Genomic DNA, 16,854 nt, shown 5'->3' with positions numbered 1-16,854 from the left:
TTCTTTTTTTGCAGTTGCCTCTGCAATTCCTTTTCTTATATTTATTCTATCTCTTATACTTTAGGTTGGAAAATAAAACTAAAAAGAAGGTTAGTCTTGTAAAAGGAACTGGGCTAGGCACTTTTGCAGGTGTTTTTACTCCCTCCATTCTCACCATACTTGGGGTGATCATGTATCTCCGGTTTGGTTGGGTAGTGGGTAATGTTGGATTAGTGGGTAGTCTTATTATTGTCACCCTGGCTACCTCTATCACTTTCCTTACCTCGCTTTCTCTTGCGGCTATAGCCACAGATCAACAGGTGAAGATAGGTGGAGCTTATTATATGATAAGCCGTTCGCTTGGGATTGAGAGCGGGGGAGCTGTTGGTATTTCCCTCTATCTGGCCCAGGCCCTGTCCGTCTCCATGTACACTGTAGGTTTTGCTGAAAGTATTGTGCAGGTATTTCCCCAACTTAATGAAAAATTGATAGCCGTTGCTGCTATTCTTTTTGTTGCCGGCGTGGCGCTTATTTCAGCCAAAGTTGCCAGCAGGGTGCAATATTTCATTCTTGCCGCTATTGGTATTTCTCTTATATCGCTGATCTTTGGCAGCCCCATAGAATCTACTGAAATAGAGTTGTGGGGAGCATCTTCAGAAAATTCAGTTCCGTTTTGGGTGGTGTTTGCGGTTTTCTTTCCTGCAGTAACGGGTATTGATGTTGGGGTTAATATGTCTGGGGATTTGAAAGATGCCGGTAAATCAATACCCAAAGGAACTTTTATGGCGGTGGGTGTTGGTTATATTGTCTATATGGCGTTACCTGTGATTCTGGCCACACGTGCCGACGCGCTTAGCCTAATTGAAGATCCAATGATCATGCGAAGGATCGCATTTTGGGGTGATGCTATTTTGATAGGGGTATGGGGTGCTACCTTATCCAGCGCCCTCGGCAGTACCATGGCTGCTCCACGGGTGTTGCAGGCACTCGCCCGGGATGGGGTGTTACCTTCTGTAATGGCCCGGCTTGGCAAGGGTAGCGGGGAAGAGAACCTTCCCAGAATAGGAACTCTATTTACACTTATTTTTACTATAACAGCCGTTCTCCTGGGGGATCTAAATATGATAGCCCCGGTGCTAACTATGTTCTTTCTTACAGCCTATGGCGTACTTAATATCTCTGCAGGAGTTGAAAATGTTATAAAATCACCTTCCTTTAGACCACGGTTCAAAGTTCATTGGTTCTTTTCCCTTTTAGGTGCAGCCGGTTGCATAAGTGCTATGATACTTATTAATCCGCTGGCAACTTTTTTTGCCGCTATTTTTGTATCTGCTATTTTCTTCTGGATTAAACGTAGAAATCTTAAGAAAACCTGGGGTGGGGTAGGACGCGGAATTCGACTTAGCCTCATCCGGTCCAGCCTTATGCGCCTGGGGGAAGTGGCCGATCCCAAGAACTGGCGACCTCATTTCCTGGTATTATCCGGAGCCCCATTAAGCCGCTGGCACCTAATAGCTATGGCTAACAGTTTTGTACAGGAAAATGCTTTAATGACAGTAGCGACCGTTCTCACCAGAAAGGGTATTAACAAGAAAAGGGTAATCCAGCTGGAGAGGCATACCAGGGAATTTCTTTCCAGAAAAAATATCTATAGCCTGGTACGTATAGTGCCGGCAGCCAACCCCTATATCGGGGCTAAAACACTGGTAGACCATTATGGACTGGGAAGCCTCGTTCCCAATACCATCATCCTGGGTGATACCAGGGTGGAAAGCCATTTACCGGATTACTGTGATATGATCAACTATTTCTTTAGGTCACAGCGCAACGTGATGATCCTGGATATGGAGGAAGATTACAAAGCAAATCCGAAAGAAAAGATCGATCTCTGGTGGGGAGGATTGCAACTAAACGGAGCTCTTATGATCGTGATGGCCCATATGCTGCAACGCAGCCTGGAATGGAGAGATGCAAATCTTACGATTAAAATGGTCGTGCCGAATGAAGCTGCAGCCAAGGGAGCTGAACGAAATTTGGTTGGAATGATCGACAAAATGCGTTCCAATGCCAGCTATGAATTTATCATAGCTGGTGACAGAAGTTTTCCCGAAATTCTTTCCGAATCCAGCCATAAAGCAGACCTGGTCTTTCTCGGTTTGAAAGAGCCTGATGATGAGTACGTAGATTATTATCGTAACCTACAGGCAAATACTTCCAGCCTTAAAAACAAGGTGTTCATATTAGCGGGCGAAGATATTAACTTTGAAGAAGTTCTTTTTTAAATTTTTTCTTTCAAGATCTCCTTATTTAACGCTAGTTTATAGAGGACCTAGTTATGAAGTTTATATATCTCTAAATTTTCAAAAACCTTAGGATAAAGCAGGATAAAAAAATGGCTGCCAGAGGTTAATCAAGGAACCGATACGCTGGTAGGACGGTGCTGTTATTGGTGTATTTACTGCTTATTGGATTGAATGAAAATGTCAAAAAGCAACAAAGAACATCTATATGCATTTTAATATTTTTCAGAAATTTTTCGCAGATTTACTTTTTATATCCGGAGCGTTTTCCATTTTATTTTCAGAATAAAAAAACGGGATTTAGAATGAACTGAAAAATGCTCTGCTTCGTTTTGATTTACTTCTTATAGGCCATCCGCTGTTACCGTTTTTTGATCTGCTTTTAACCGGGAATTTAGATTCAGGATAGGCCGCAGGAAAATCCTGAACGGTAGATAATTTGGCAATTAGGCCGGCTAATTTCAAAATTCCGGAACTTGGCTTTCTCAAAAAATGGTATATGGCAGAATGGGTCAGGTAGGTGAATCAATTAACAAGGTGAAGTTCCAACCGGTCCCGGCAAGTATAAATCGTGAAAGAAATTCTGATCAGGCGGACTCAGGCACAAAAGAGCTTTCCGCAGTGAAGCGCTTCCGCTTTTTCTGCGGAATAGCAAAACGAAGAGGATCAGCTTTTTTGCCAGTGTCCAAGACTTTTTCGACGAAACGCTTTCCCCGCAATACGTCGCCTCGTTATTGGGAGTGTAAGGATAAAGGGGAATGTGCTGAGGGGGTGGGATCTAAAAAATAGGTTGGAGGAATGAATCAGTTTTTTATTGCCTGATTTCTATGAGATATGTTTAAACAGAAATGCTTTTGTGGCCACAAAGGCATTATTAAATTTCAAACCCTGCTGCATTTCCCCTAAAAAATGAAAAAAGGCAGTTTTTCAACCAGGATAAAATGCTATTCTGGAATCAACATCGCAATCTTTAATCCTTTTCCCTTTTCAGTTTCAAAGCTGAGTTTTCCATTTACAGAAAGAATACGGTTTTCCACATTTTTTAGGCCGTTGCCGTTTTGAATAACTTGTTTGGTAGCGCCTTCACCGTTATCAGAATAATCAATTTTTAAATATTTTTCTTCTTTAGAAAAAACCAAAGCCACCAAGGATGCCCGACTGTGCTTTTTCATATTCACCATAATTTCCTGCAGAACCCTATAGACCACAAACTTTTTTTCGGGATTCAAATCATCCCAGGAAATAGTCTTTTCTCCGCTTATTATTAGTCTGGAATCCTCAGGGCAAATCGCTGAGAGCAATGCTGTCAGGTGATCCAAATATGCCGGTCCTGTATCAATCTCACTGTTTTCCCTGGAAATATTTCGTGTACGGCTATAGATGTGTTCCAGTTTGTCCATCGTTTCCGACGGGGCAATTGCTTCCAGACCGCTCATAAGGTTATATACGTCATTGGCCAGCTCATCATGGATTACTTTTGAAATACGGGTTTCGGTATTATAAATTTCCCTTATTTTTTCCTTTTTATGCCTTTGCCGATTGTGATAAATGATAAAAACTGCAAGTCCTATCACTAAAACTGCGAAAAAGAACAGCAGGTAATTTCGTGTTTTTATCTCCTGATTTTCCAAGGCCTGCAGTGCCGCTGAAGTTTCTAATCCAGAAATCTGCTGTTGCTTGCGTTCCTCATCATACCTTATTTTGGCAAAGGTGTTTTTAGCCTGCAAATTCGCTTTATTTAAGCTGTCGTTAAGTTGAATATAATCTGAAACATACCTTTCATCACCGGGATTTAGAAAAAGCAGCTGTTTTAATGCAGCTATTTGAGCCTGGAGGTTATTATTTTCTTTACCGGTTTCCAGCCATTTTTCGGCATAACTGATAGCTATTACATTGTCCCGATTTTCATAAAACCGGGATAAATGCTCATAACTTGCTGTTGTACTTGAATGGTCATTCTGGTCATGTCGCCATTGTAATGCCTGTATCAAATCTGAAGAAACATCTGCATTCTCGTCTTGCAACCATTTAGCGAATGCCAGGTTATCTAAAAACCTTGCGCGCGCATTGAAATCATTTTTTGAAACTTTTCTATAGAGTTCATCGAAAACTGAGATTGCTTTTTCATATTCTTCTTGATACTGATAAACCAGGCCAATATTATTTTGATAAATTAAACTATCTTCTAATTTAGTTGAAAAACGAAGGGCATTTTTATATTCTTTTATCGCATCCTTATAAAAACCCTGGTTGCTATAGGTGATGGCAATTATATTATAAGCACCGCTTAAATACTGGTTATCTTTTCCTTCCCGGAGATACTGTAAAGCCTCTGTAGCCGATTCCTGGCTCCCAGTATAATCCTGCATTCGGCTTTGTGCAACGGCCATATCCAAACCTCTGCGAGCCGCTTTCGTGCTATCTCCTAATTGCAGATATAGCTGCCGGGCCTTAAAAAAATTTTTAAAAACAGCTTCCTGATTATCCAAATCCCGGTTATTGATGGCCTTTCTGTAAAATGCCAGGGCAATCCGTTTAGTATCTTTCTGAAAAGATGCTAACCGCAACAGGCTATCGGCAAAAAACAGCGCACTATCGTATTCTTTTAATTGATTGTGATAGTAAATTTTGTAATCTAAAAGAAGCGGTTGAAGGGTATCCTTTTTATTTTGAAGTCTGGATAAAGCTTGATTTAAATTTTGAATTTTAAATCTTATATCATCTTCATTTTTAGCTATTTGAAAAAAATGGTTCGCTGAATCTTTTTCCTTATTATTTGTTTTCGCTTCATCATCTTGTATCTGGTTAACACAAGCACTGGACATAGCTAAGAATAAAACACAAAGGATTTGATAGGGGGACTTCATATTACGAAAATAGAAAAAAGGCCGCTTATAAGCGGCCTTTTAAATCAAGATTGATTTTTATTAATCAGCTCCGGGTTTTTCCTGGTCCGAATCGGTATTTCCTTCTTCGGTTGTATAATGATCTTCGGGCGTATTTGTAGCATCGGCCACGCTTTCTTTGGTACACGAAGTAAAATTGAACAATCCGGCCATTAATAAAAGTGTAAAAACTGCTTTTTTCATCTTTAAAAATTTTAAAAATTTGACATTATAAGCCCGCCCGAGAAGTTTTCGGTAATTGGGTCTGGATTGGGAAGTTTGGGTTTCGCCGGAGTCTCAGGAAGACTTCCCATTTCCCAAAAACACCGGGAAACCCTTGCTGTACTGATTGTTTTTCAGTGACAGGTCAAAGTAAAGATGGAAACCACCGACAATTGTGGACACAAAGCAGACATTGGCCGGACAAGTTTGTCCAACTTTTTTGTCTAAAGATTTTTATACATTTATAACTGAATTTTTACCTGAAAATGATCAAGAAATTAATTGATAAAACTTTTGAAAAAGCCGGGAGGGAATCCGAAAAAGATTCTGTTTTTGGAAGGAAAATTATGGCGCGTTTTTAAGTAAGGAATCAGAACCTACCGCTAAGCCAGAAGAAATAGGCTTTAAAAAAATAAAGTATGGAGTAACGCATTGATTTTATTCCTATTATTAGGGACCTCTGCTTATGTAGGTTACCAGGGCGTAAGGAATAGTGTATGGTTTGGGAAGAGGACCATTTTGAAAAAACTGCCTGCAGTGGTAAAGGAAATTAAGAATTATTAGTGATATTTAGTTTTGAGAATTTTAAAAAAATAAAACCAACCGATTCTACTACTTGCTATAAAAACGGGAAGATGTAGGTCTGGTATAACAAATCGAACAAGGAGCTTGAATTTTTTACAGCTCCCGGTATCCATCCGGTTAACGGAAAAACTTTAAAACCGGTTACTTCCTACATTATTGAAAAGTATATTAGAAAATAGCTACTTCAATAGCAACAGAATGCACATCCTTTTTTACGGGTGTTTTATGTTTCAGCATTTCATACTGGATTCAATATGGAATTTTAGAACTATACCGGATTTTACTACAGCCATTTTTTGATCTGCTTTTAACTGGGAATTTAGAATTAGGATAGGCCGCAAGAAAATCCTGAACGGAAGATAATTCGGCAATTAGGTCGGCTAATTTCCATAGATCATGGTCAATTAAAACTTGCATTTACCCTTTGGATAAAATAATTTTTTCGTTACTTTAAGTTTATATAACACGTAATGCCCAGGGCATAGACCGTGGCGTTTATTTGAAAATAAACAAGGATTATTAGATTGAAATAGGTTATTAATAAAATTAGCTTAGTTCCTTGAATTGTTTGATTTGTACTATTTTTTTTAAATTATAAAATTTAGGGTATTGTATTATAATTGTTAGTTATGATGCTTAAAGAAAACCTGCAATATCCCTCCCGACAAAATTTGGCTATGTTGGGATTTGCCAACTATGGAGTGATTATATATGAACGCTATGAAAGATAAGAAACCTAAGAGTGCTGCAAAAGACTTTCCAATAGTTTGCGTGGGCGGTTCGGCTGGTGGCCTTGATGCTTATACCCGTTTACTACAAAATATGCCAGCCGATATGGGTGTTGCTATCGTCATCGTTAATCATTTGAGAACTGTAGCCACCCTGCTCCACGAGATTCTCCCACGCTATACAGAGATGCCGGTTGAACTTATCACGGAAAGACTAGACATTAAGCCCAACCATGTGTTTATAATTCCGGAAAAGCGCGATTTGCACGTTCTTGATGACGAGTTCCGCTTAAAGCCAATATCAAAGCCTAGGGGATGGCCCGACGTGATTACGGTTTTTCTGCGTTCCATAACCCAGAATTGGGACGGCAAACTTATTGCTGTCATTGTCTCTGGTTATGATGGTGATGGGGCAGATGCCTTATGCGGTATACAAGAAGTTGGTGGAATCACTATCGCCCAGAAGCCAGACACCGCCGGGCAGCCGGATATGCCAAAGAGCGCAATAGCAAGCGGGTGTATAGATTTTGTTCTATCTCCTGAGGATATTGCCCAGGAAATTGTACGAATTGCGCACGCAAGGGAAGCGGAACGGTAATTTAGGATTCAATTTTCCATGATTGCTTGTAATTTGTACAAGCCAAACCGCAAAGCAAAAATTACAAAGGCCTGCAAACAAATAAGAGAGCCCTGCCTAATTCCGATCATATGGCTGATCCATTTAAGACAGCAAAATGTTAAACTTTTTGAATAGACTTTATATCAGTGATATAAACTAGCTAAGGAACTAATTTAGTTATGTTTAAAAAATAGAACTGTTTTAAAAATTAAGTTCAGAAATTGATATTTTATTTTTCAGTTCCATTAGGAGTTTAGGAGTGAAAAAGCAAATTTAGAAGATATTAAATACACGTTTTAATCAGAGACTCAAAATATTGCACTTGTTGTAATGCTGTTGCCCTTCATAAATGTATATAAGTGAAATTAATATCTTTTCGAGGAAATGGGAGGCTATGGCTTCCCGTTTTTTTTTATGGCTTTTGGACTTTAAAATTTTATTGGTTTTTAATACTTAAATTTAATTTTAAACAATGCTACTGAAGTAGCACAAATTCTTCATTTAACAAATTAATTTTTTATAAATAACAAGCATACAGTATTTCAATTTTGTCATGAATTGCGAAATTTTTGAAGTTCCAATAGACGCTGTAACAGACTAAGATCTTTAATTTCAACGTGGTTTCTGGAAATTTCAATCGCACCGCTCCTTTTTAATTTCTGAAGATGCCGATTCACAACAGCCCTTGTAGAACCTATTAAATTTGCGATTTCTTTGTTCGGCAGACCATCGATAAGTTCAAGATTGTTTGAATCTGCATTTACATTTCTTATCAAAAGTTTAATTAATCGGGAAGGAATATCAACAAAGGAAATATCAGATACGAAGTTTTCAAGCAGTCGCATTTCTTTAAGATTTTGCGCAGCGGGTAATTAGTCGTTGCAAAGGCGGCGGTTAGTAAATTGTGGATACATTGGACTAAGCTGATTCCTCTCCGGGGGCTCAAATTTAGCGGCACCAATATTGAATCTGGTAACCATACGAATCAATCTATAGCCATTTCATCTGCGTGTTTTTGTAATAAAGAGGTCATTGCAGCCGCAAGTATTAATTTCATTCTGGGTTCCAGATGGGTTGGTAACCAAACAATATTTTTATTAAAGCCCAAAGCACCGCCACCATAATATTGCATTGCGCCAAGTGGCTGGTCATTTTCTGTGAATTCATATCCCAAAGCCGGAAACATACGAGAATCCCTGCCACTATCGTTGGAACTTATAGGAATTATGGATATCAATCTTTCTCCATTGGTTAAAAAGGCTTCCTGTTTATTTTCTATTTCGCTTCCCTGATCCATTTTCAAGACCAAAACCCAGGTGTCCGTTGCGTTATCACTAGTAGAAATAAAAGCTGTGAAATTTTGCGAATCTTTTAAAAGAAGGTTAGGGCCTAAATAAAAATTAGAAAATAATTCAATGGCCAGAAGCTCTTTTGTTTGAATTGAAAACGCCACCTCTACTATTGCAGTTTCTGTTGTTTTATCACGCAATACAAAAGAAAATTTTTGATTCGATTTGGTTTCTACCTTTGTGTTGAAAAAATTACTGTTTGAGGTTGTTGGTCCATATTTATTTTTGCTGTCTGTAACTGCATAATCACCAAATTTGAATTTCCAGATTTTACCAAACCATTGCGCTCCCATTTTAACTTTTAATTTTTCAGAATTCGCAGCAAGAGCTTCGCTTATTTCCAAATTTTTATTTTGAGCGACCAAATGTTGTTTTCCGAGAAGGAGAAATCCCAGGAAAAAAACGGAAAAGATATACTTAGTCATAAATTTAAATTTAAAAAGGCGTGATAACAGGTGCCAAAAATAATTAAGTGAAATTAAGATCAATTCAAAAAAAGGCGGTACTTGTTTTCTCTCGTTATAATTTTAGGGAAATATTTGTGTTAAAGGAAAATGCTGCCCCAGGGTCAGGATCCTTAATGAGCTAATCAACATATTTTACATCGCATTCCAAAATTAACATTTAACTAACCATTGAATTTAACGACCGGATCCCTAATTCCCGACAACAATTTAATAATTTTTATCACGTAATATTATTTTTTTGTGTAACTTATTTAAAGATAACTAATAGGGGTTTGTGGTTTTTAGAAAATAAAATTAGTTCATGATCTATCTAAAAAAAGATTCCGATGCAAAAAAAGATACTATTTCGTCTGCTGGTATTTGTGGTATTTGTGATTCTTATAATGGTGGTTGTTACCTGTAATCCAAAGCCTTACTTTTTTCGGGATAATTATAAAAACGCAAATAACCTGATTCATGAAACTGAAAACCTTCAGGAGCAATTATTTTTAAAAGCACATCTTAAAAATGGAGATGTCTATATATTGAAGGACACCTGGGAAGTAGACACTATCCTGGATCTGGTTTCGGGTACTGGAAGCAGTTTTGACTTCAATCGAAAAAAAACTTCAGAGGGTATTTTATCTATTGCTATAGATAGTGTTGCAATCTTTGAAACCAACAAGAAGCTTGGGAAAACAGAGTCCAAAAGAATTACGGCTCTTGCCATTTTAACAGGAGTAGATGTGGCTGTGGGAGTTTTTTGTGTAACTAATCCCAAAGCTTGTTATGGTTCCTGTCCTACCTTTTATATAAATGAAGAAGATAATTTCCATTTTGCGGATGCCGAGGGTTTTTCCAATGCCATTGCACCTTCAATGGAGTACTTCGATATTGATGCTTTGAACAATCAAAAAGTTACCGGTAGTACTTTCTCACTCACTATGAAAAATGAAGCCCTGGAATCACATATGGTTAAAAATCTTAAACTCCTGGCCTTTCCAAGAGAAACTGGTCAACGGGTTTATCAGTCCCCGGCAAACGATTTCTACGTATGTGAGAATATTCACCAACTCACACAAGCGCAGGGAACAGAAGGTGACGAAACTTTTTTATTGAAATTTCCGGACAGGCAGGAAAGATTTAGCCTTTCAGACCCAGTTAATCTTAGCAGTAAAGAAGAGATTTACCTGACATTTGAGAATGTTAGAGATCCAAATGATCTTGGTCTACTTATAAATTTTCGACAAACACTTATGACTACCTATTTTATATATAGTGCTATGGGTTATATGGGTGATGAAGTGGGCGATATATTTGCAAAACTGGAGACCTCTAAAGAAACTCAGGAGAAATTAGAAAATGGTATTAAAAAAGAATTAGGAAAGATTGACATCCAAGTGTGGGATGAAATTAAGGGAAGTTGGGTATTCCAGGACGGGTTTTATGAAACCGGGCCGGTTGCTATTAATCGTCAACTTTTGCCTTTGAATATTTCTGCCAAAGATTCCGTGCTTAAAATTAAAGTTATTCTCAATAAAGGCCTTTGGCGTATAGACAACTTTGCATTGACAAACATTCGGGAAAAGGTTCAACCAATAGAAATCGCGCCACACACAATCCTAAACAAAGGGCAGCAGGATCCTACTGCCAGAGACGAGATCAATGCAGTTGATGATTATTTGATCTCAATGCCGGGCAGTGAATACAGAATTGATTTTGAACTGCCGGCAAACAACCAGGATTATGAATTATTTCTGTATTCAAAAGGTTATTATCTGGAATGGATGCGGGAGAATTGGATAAAAGATAAAAATTTGCTCAAATTGAGACAGATGATTGAGGATCCTGGAAGATATTTGTTTTTGGAAGCCAAATCCTATAAAGAATATGAGAGCACCATGGAACAACAATTCTGGGATTCCAAGATTGACACAAAAAACTTCTCTTATTATGGAACATAAACTCATCATTTTAGGAATTCTTTTAGCTTTATTGAGCAGTAGCTGTAAAGCCCCGGCCGCTTATTTGCCTGAGGTCGAAGAAATTGGCGTCAATGAATTTGGTTCCTATATAACCGTGGATTTATCTGAAGGATCGGATATTGAGGGTGAATTAATAGTTATCGATAGTAAGAATCTGATAGTTTTAACAAAGGAAAAAGAAATACAAAAACTGCGAACTATTTCAATTGCTGATATTAGTAGCTTTAAGCTCACGTACGCACAGCCAAAAAATTATGGCCTGACAATTCCCGGTTCTGCTTTAGTTTCTTTATCACATGGAGCCCTGGCTGTATTTACTGCACCTTTAAATATAGCCGTGACATCTATTATTACTGCCCACGGTGCAAATGCTTTTACCTATAATAATAAGAGTATTACCTTGGATGACCTGAAAATGTTTGCCAGATTTCCCCAGGGTCTTCCCCCTCATATAGAAATGGCAAATATAGAATGAATTCCTTTAATCAAAAAGGCACTTGGATCTACAGTGAGAAGCTGATAAAGCTTTTTTAGATGAAAAGGTAACAATGAAACACTTGTATAAACCTTGAATAATTTGAAATTCATATTGCCGTTTTTTCTCCTGTGTTACTTCACTGCTAATTCTCAGACGGATAACGCATAGACCAGCATTTACCTGGAATTACTTGGCAATGGAGGAGCTTACTCCCTTAAGGTAGAACGTAATCTCACATCAAATTTCTATGGCCGTATTGGCCTAGGGGCGTGGTCAACAGATGATGGTTGGGGTGCGGGAGAACGTACAATTGTCACTTTTCCGATTATGGGCAATATGCTCTTTGGAGGAAGTAGTAATAAGCTGGAGGTTGGTGCAGGCATATTGTCTGGGTGGTCCCGTTTCAAATCGACTTTCGGACAGGAAAACAACAGGAACAATGGGATCTTTAATCTCACCGGGGTAGTGGGATATCGATATCAGAAACCTGAAGGAGGATTCATGGGAAGGATTGGGCTCACACCATTTTTGGACCTGACCGATTGGGTGGAATGAAAATTGCAAAAAGCACAAAAGAACATCAATCTGTATTTTAACATTTTCCAGAAACTTTTTGAAGATTTACTTTTTATATCCGGAACCTTTTCCATTTTTGATTTTCAGGATGAAAAACGAGATATAGATTGAACTGAAAAATGCTCTGCTGGGTTTTGATTTACTTCCTGTAGTACCCTCCCTGTTACCATTTTTTGATTTGCTTTTTCAAAAATTGGTAAACGGTAAAATGGCTCGGAAGTTGAATCAGTAAACAGGAGAAGTTCTAATTGGTTTGGGTTAATAAAAAGCATGAAAGGAGTTCATATCTGGCGGACTCAGGCACAAAAGAGCTTTATGTAGTGAAGCGGTTCCGCTCCCGGTTTTTTCGGGTATGCGGATTAGCGCAACGAAGGGATTCACTTTTTTGTCTGTGTCCAAGACCTTTTTTTTTACGAAGCGCTTTTTCCGGAATGGAGAGCAATGGAATGGAGGGGAATGTGCTGAGGGGTTGGATCTAAAAAATAACTTGGAAATTTTTTATTGCCTGAATTCCAGGAGATATGTTTTGCCGGAAATTCTTTTGTGGTCAAAAAACCATCTGGAATCTCTTTTAATATCTCCTTACAGAGATGCTATTTTTTTACCATTTTTATTGATATTAAAGACATGAAATTAAATGCTTACCGCAAAAAGATTATTTTAGCCTTAGATAATTAAAATAATTCATCCTATTAACAAAATGATCGCAAGAATCTGGCACGGCTACACTTCAAAGGAAAATGCAGATGTATACGAAAATCTTATCAGAGAGGAAATTTTTCCTGAAATTGAGGGCAAAATCATCAAAGGTTACAAGGGAGCACAGTTATTAAAGCGGGATTTAAAGGCTGAGGTTGAATTCACAACCCTAATCTGGTTTGAAAATATAGACTCTGTAAAATCTTTTGTCGGCGAAAATTACGAGGAGGTCTATGTACCGGAAAAAGCCCGGAAGGTTTTGTCAAGATTTGACCAAAAAGCTGTTCATCATGAACTGAGACACGACCTTACTTAAAAAAAATAAAAGCTTCTTAACTTCATATATTTTAATTAAAAAATACCACACATGATGATAAAAAGAATACTCTTCAGCCTTTGCCTGGGTACATTACTGATTTCCTGTAAATATGAAGAAAAAGAAAAATTTGACCTCCTGATCCTCAATGCTTCCATTGTAGATGTAGCCTCAGGAGAGATCCTTCCTGATCGAATGGTGGGAATCTCTGGAGATACCATTCGGTTTGTTGGCGAAATGACAGAATCTGACGATTATAAAGCTGATAAAATTTTGGATGCCGAAAACAAGTTCCTGATGCCTGGGCTTTGGGATATGCACGTCCATTTTCGGGGCGGAGATACACTTGTAGATGAGAATAAAGATTTTCTTCCGTTATTCCTGGCGCATGGAATTACTACTGTAAGGGATGCAGGGGGGGATATTACACCAAGTGTACTGGAATGGCGTAAACAAATAGCAAACGGTTCATTGGATGGACCTCGTATTTTTAGTTCCGGACCAAAATTAGACGGTGATGATCCTGCCTGGCCGGGTTCAATTCAAATCAGCGATTCTGAAGATATTGAAAGAGCCCTGGATTCCCTTGAAGCCATGGGAGTTGATTATGTTAAGATGTACGATGGAAATCTTACAAAAGAAATGTTCTACGAAATAATTAAGGCCGCTGATAAAAGAGGTTTAAAAACTACAGGGCATATGCCTCTTTCTGCAAATTATCTTGAAGCCATTGACTATGGTCTTGATGGTACCGAGCATATGTATTATGCTTTAAAAGCTGGTTCTCCTGTTGCAGATAGTTTAACAAAATTGAACCTTGGTTACGGAATGATGGATCAGATTATTGAAACCTATGATCCTGAACTGGCACAACAGGTTTTTGATAAAATGGTTGCCAAAGATGTTTATGTTACACCAACAGTTCATATTGGGAAAACACTTGCGGAAATGCTGGATGTGGATCATTCTCAGGATTCTTTACTGGCTTATATGGGGCCCGGGGTGCGTCAAAGTTACCAGGGAAGAATTGAATCGGCAAAGCGTGCACGAGCCGCAGGAAGTACTTCCCGGGCAAAAATGGAACAGCAAACATCATCTATGCTGGTCCCTATGTATGAAACCGGAGTGAAATTATTGGCAGGATCAGATTCGGGTGCGTTTAATTCTTACGTATATCCCGGTGGTTCACTTCATGATGAACTTCAAAGCTTTGTCCAAGCAGGATTGAGTCCGCAACAAGCCTTGACCACTTCAGTTATCTTCGGACCTTCTTTCTTCGGACTGGAAGAGTTCTATGGGGGAGTTTCAGAGGGAAAAGTGGGTGACCTTGTACTTCTGGAAAACAATCCACTTGAGAATATTGAAAATATCAGGAAGATTAAAGCTGTAATAATTGGTGATAAAGTCTTCAGAAAAGAAGATCTTAATGGGATGCTTTCAGAAATAAAAAAGTAATTTTAAAATGAAGCGGTTTCGCTCCCGAATTTTTTCAGGTTTGTGGAATGAAGGGAATCGCTTTTTTGCCGTTAACCGTCTCCGGGTTTTGTTAATTTTAATTTGAAGTATCAATGCCATCGCAGTAAAGGTTATTGCCGTGATAATCAACAATAATTTTATTTCCGGAAGAATGTCGGCAATATTACCTCCATAATAGGCCACCTTTCTGAAGGCTGAAAGGAAAGAAGTAACCGGTATTGATTGTGCTATCCCATTGATAAAAACCGGGATGGCAAGACTGGGCCAGGTAAATCCGCTTAGCACAAATGCTGGGGTAGAGATCACCATTAACAGTTCTGTTGCTTTTAACTGATTGGGAATTGCAACCGAGAATAACATACCTACCCCTATTGAAGCGAGGCTTAAAAGGAGCACCAAAACCAGCATTGGCAAATTAAAAATATCGGCCTGTACATTGAAAAATACAAATAACCGGCTTACAATAAACCACATAACCGGTAAGAACAAAACAAAAGGAGTAGCTTTTAAAGCGATTAGGTATACCGAAGATTTTCCTGTTTTTACCAGCTCCCTAAAATAACCGTCTTCGAAATCCCGTGCAAAGACAAGCGCCATAGCCAGAAAAATTACCTGTTGCATAATGGCTCCCAGTAAACCGGGTAACATAAAATTAAGGTAGTTTCCGGTAGAATTGTAAAGCTTATTGAAATTAACCTTAAAACTCTCAAACGAGGCTTTGGCTGCGGCTGGCGGTAAGCCCTGCTTCTTAAGACCTTCGATTTCTATCCCTGCATTGAGGGTCATCAACACCTGTTGTATGTTTTTACTGGCGGTATTGGCATTAAGAATATTGGCCATGTTTAAATCTACTCTCACTTCAGGATACCTTTTTTGAAGTACATCAGCCTCAAAACCAGAAGGGAAAGTCACCACAGCTGCATACTGTGCTACCGGCATTTCTTCCAGAATATTTCCGGGATTATACCGGCGGTCTATCACGAGGAGCCCTTCATTGTCCTCAAAAGCATCAATAATTCTATCTGTTAACGGGCTGTTGTCCTGATCTACGATCACAATTGGTAAATTGAGTACCGTAGCCTGCTGGTAAACATAGCCAAACAAGATCCCATACAGCACCGGAGCACCAAAAAAGATGGCGCAGAGTACACTGTTGGAAAAGATCCGTTTAAATTCTGTTCTTAATAAATTCAAAAATTCTTTCATCCGGTTACTCTTTTAATAATATTGAGGCATTGTTATAAAAGGTACTCCCGGAGATGTCGGAAGTAGGAATTACTTTAAGCTCATATACGGATTCTGATAAATCGTAAAGCGGTGCTGTACTGGTTATGTCTGCATATTGCGGCAATTGCTTTATATAAGTGAGTTTTCCGGTAATTTCCTCTTTGGTATATGGGTTTATAATCACCAGTTCACCACCTTGCTTGAAGTCATAGATTCTTGATTCATTTACGGTGAACCTGAAATAAAGACTGTTCTTCTTGTAGCCATTGAACAGTGCATAGCCGGGACCAAGCAATTCCCCTTCTCTAAGGCTTATGGTTTCAATGGTCATATTTGCAGGGGCGATAAGGTACATTTCATCCGAGGCAATAAGCATCTCTTCTTTTGCACCACGCGCGCGGTCCAACTGTCCTTGCGCCTGGTCCAACTGTTCTGATCTCGCACTTTTTCCTGCTTCCCTGCGTCTTGCTTCCAGGGCTGCAACCTGTGCCCGGGCCATTTGAAGTTTCATATTTACCTCATCCAGTTTCTGGCGGGTCACCAGGGAATCCCTGAACATATTATCCAGCCGTGAATAAGATTCGCTGGCAAATTGCAACTCTGCTTTTGCCGCATTCAGCTGTCCTTCTATTTGAAGGAGCTGTTCTGCAGTTGCACCTGCATTTGCCATGTCGAGTTGCCCCCGGGCGGCTTTCATCGCCCCATCTGCCTGTATCATTTTTGCGTTGATCTCGGGAATATCAAGAAAAGCCAGCGTATCCCCTTTTTGTACATCCTCACCCTCAGCTACATATAACTTATTGATGCGTCCGGCCAGTTTACTGCTAACAGAAATGGTTTCAAATTTTACTTTTCCCCTATAAGGAGTGATCGCTTCTTCATTGTTACAGGAAGCCAACACCAACAGGTTAATAAGGCTGATTCCAATCTTTATTGTTTTCATACGTGTTTTATTTTGTTTTTTATCTGTCTCCCGGATAGCTA

Annotated in this window: 13 protein-coding genes; 7 read left to right on the top strand and 6 right to left on the bottom strand. The window is 38.9% G+C overall.

What is annotated here, in order from left to right; translation table 11 throughout:
* Positions 1-65 precede the first annotated feature (65 nt).
* Positions 66-2,261 carry an APC family permease gene (locus ACKGJN_RS06210; RefSeq protein ID WP_409538590.1) on the top strand — a complete coding sequence of 732 codons (2,196 nt, stop codon included), beginning with the start codon at positions 66-68 and terminating at the stop codon, positions 2,259-2,261.
* A 962-nt stretch (positions 2,262-3,223) separates the two neighbouring features.
* Here the strand turns inward: ACKGJN_RS06210 and ACKGJN_RS06205 are convergent.
* The gene (locus ACKGJN_RS06205) at positions 3,224-5,146 is read right to left on the bottom strand and encodes a tetratricopeptide repeat-containing sensor histidine kinase (protein WP_409538589.1); all 1,923 of its coding nucleotides are present in this window, start codon (positions 5,144-5,146) and stop codon (positions 3,224-3,226) included.
* A gap of 60 nt (positions 5,147-5,206) precedes the next feature.
* The gene (locus ACKGJN_RS06200; RefSeq protein WP_409538588.1) at positions 5,207-5,368 is read right to left on the bottom strand and encodes a hypothetical protein; all 162 of its coding nucleotides are present in this window, start codon (positions 5,366-5,368) and stop codon (positions 5,207-5,209) included.
* 1,323 nt (positions 5,369-6,691) lie between these two features.
* Between ACKGJN_RS06200 and ACKGJN_RS06195 the strand changes: the two genes are divergently transcribed.
* Complete coding sequence (locus ACKGJN_RS06195) at positions 6,692-7,297, top strand: chemotaxis protein CheB (RefSeq protein ID WP_409538587.1); 606 nt, start codon at positions 6,692-6,694, stop codon at positions 7,295-7,297.
* Between the two features lie 572 nt (positions 7,298-7,869).
* Here ACKGJN_RS06195 and ACKGJN_RS06190 read toward each other — a convergent pair.
* Together ACKGJN_RS06190 and ACKGJN_RS06185 are read right to left on the bottom strand one after the other, a co-directional pair.
* A complete protein-coding gene (locus ACKGJN_RS06190; protein WP_409538586.1) occupies positions 7,870-8,163 on the bottom strand; it encodes a Crp/Fnr family transcriptional regulator in 294 nt (97 codons plus the stop codon).
* Positions 8,164-8,303: 140 nt separating this feature from the next.
* Entirely contained in the window at positions 8,304-9,092 is a 789-nt protein-coding gene (locus ACKGJN_RS06185) for a hypothetical protein (protein ID WP_409538585.1), read from the bottom strand.
* Positions 9,093-9,460: 368 nt separating this feature from the next.
* On the opposite strand from ACKGJN_RS06185, the gene ACKGJN_RS06180 reads away from it, so the two are divergent.
* The 5 genes from ACKGJN_RS06180 (at position 9,461) to ACKGJN_RS06160 (ending at position 14,622) form a co-directional block, all read left to right on the top strand.
* A complete protein-coding gene (locus ACKGJN_RS06180; protein WP_409538584.1) occupies positions 9,461-11,077 on the top strand; it encodes a hypothetical protein in 1,617 nt (538 codons plus the stop codon).
* Complete coding sequence (locus ACKGJN_RS06175) at positions 11,067-11,573, top strand: hypothetical protein (RefSeq protein WP_409538583.1); 507 nt, start codon at positions 11,067-11,069, stop codon at positions 11,571-11,573. Before ACKGJN_RS06180 ends, ACKGJN_RS06175 begins: the two co-directional genes overlap by 11 nt.
* A 330-nt stretch (positions 11,574-11,903) precedes the next feature.
* The gene (locus ACKGJN_RS06170; protein ID WP_409538582.1) at positions 11,904-12,131 is read left to right on the top strand and encodes a hypothetical protein; all 228 of its coding nucleotides are present in this window, start codon (positions 11,904-11,906) and stop codon (positions 12,129-12,131) included.
* 721 nt (positions 12,132-12,852) lie between these two features.
* Positions 12,853-13,167: an antibiotic biosynthesis monooxygenase gene (locus tag ACKGJN_RS06165; RefSeq protein WP_409538581.1), complete on the top strand. Its 315-nt coding sequence runs from the start codon at positions 12,853-12,855 to the stop codon at positions 13,165-13,167.
* Positions 13,168-13,218: 51 nt separating this feature from the next.
* Positions 13,219-14,622 carry an amidohydrolase family protein gene (locus ACKGJN_RS06160; RefSeq protein ID WP_409538580.1) on the top strand — a complete coding sequence of 468 codons (1,404 nt, stop codon included), beginning with the start codon at positions 13,219-13,221 and terminating at the stop codon, positions 14,620-14,622.
* Here ACKGJN_RS06160 and ACKGJN_RS06155 read toward each other — a convergent pair.
* Positions 14,605-15,849, bottom strand: a complete 1,245-nt coding sequence (locus ACKGJN_RS06155) for an ABC transporter permease (RefSeq protein ID WP_409538578.1) — start codon at positions 15,847-15,849, stop codon at positions 14,605-14,607. The genes ACKGJN_RS06160 and ACKGJN_RS06155 overlap by 18 nt on opposite strands.
* A gap of 4 nt (positions 15,850-15,853) precedes the next feature.
* Complete coding sequence (locus ACKGJN_RS06150; RefSeq protein ID WP_409538577.1) at positions 15,854-16,813, bottom strand: HlyD family secretion protein; 960 nt, start codon at positions 16,811-16,813, stop codon at positions 15,854-15,856.
* Between the last annotated feature and the right edge of the window lie 41 nt (positions 16,814-16,854).

Source organism: Gillisia xinjiangensis, from assembly GCF_046298265.1.
Lineage (GTDB): Bacteria > Bacteroidota > Bacteroidia > Flavobacteriales > Flavobacteriaceae > Gillisia > Gillisia xinjiangensis.
The sequence above is the reverse complement of the archived record's forward strand: the minus strand, read 5'-3'. Positions and strand labels throughout refer to the sequence as shown.

Excerpts from the sequence above, each read along its gene's own strand:
- ACKGJN_RS06185 (WP_409538585.1), bottom strand. The coding sequence starts at position 9,092 with ATGACTAAGTATATCTTTTCCGTTTTTTTCCTGGGATTTCTCCTTCTC.
- ACKGJN_RS06190 (WP_409538586.1), bottom strand. The coding sequence starts at position 8,163 with ATGCGACTGCTTGAAAACTTCGTATCTGATATTTCCTTTGTTGATATT.
- ACKGJN_RS06200 (WP_409538588.1), bottom strand. The coding sequence starts at position 5,368 with ATGAAAAAAGCAGTTTTTACACTTTTATTAATGGCCGGATTGTTCAAT.
- ACKGJN_RS06205 (WP_409538589.1), bottom strand. The coding sequence starts at position 5,146 with ATGAAGTCCCCCTATCAAATCCTTTGTGTTTTATTCTTAGCTATGTCC.
- ACKGJN_RS06180 (WP_409538584.1), top strand. The coding sequence starts at position 9,461 with ATGCAAAAAAAGATACTATTTCGTCTGCTGGTATTTGTGGTATTTGTG.
- ACKGJN_RS06195 (WP_409538587.1), top strand. The coding sequence starts at position 6,692 with ATGAAAGATAAGAAACCTAAGAGTGCTGCAAAAGACTTTCCAATAGTT.
- ACKGJN_RS06155 (WP_409538578.1), bottom strand. The coding sequence starts at position 15,849 with ATGAAAGAATTTTTGAATTTATTAAGAACAGAATTTAAACGGATCTTT.
- ACKGJN_RS06165 (WP_409538581.1), top strand. The coding sequence starts at position 12,853 with ATGATCGCAAGAATCTGGCACGGCTACACTTCAAAGGAAAATGCAGAT.
- ACKGJN_RS06160 (WP_409538580.1), top strand. The coding sequence starts at position 13,219 with ATGATGATAAAAAGAATACTCTTCAGCCTTTGCCTGGGTACATTACTG.
- ACKGJN_RS06150 (WP_409538577.1), bottom strand. The coding sequence starts at position 16,813 with ATGAAAACAATAAAGATTGGAATCAGCCTTATTAACCTGTTGGTGTTG.
- ACKGJN_RS06175 (WP_409538583.1), top strand. The coding sequence starts at position 11,067 with ATGGAACATAAACTCATCATTTTAGGAATTCTTTTAGCTTTATTGAGC.
- ACKGJN_RS06170 (WP_409538582.1), top strand. The coding sequence starts at position 11,904 with ATGGGCAATATGCTCTTTGGAGGAAGTAGTAATAAGCTGGAGGTTGGT.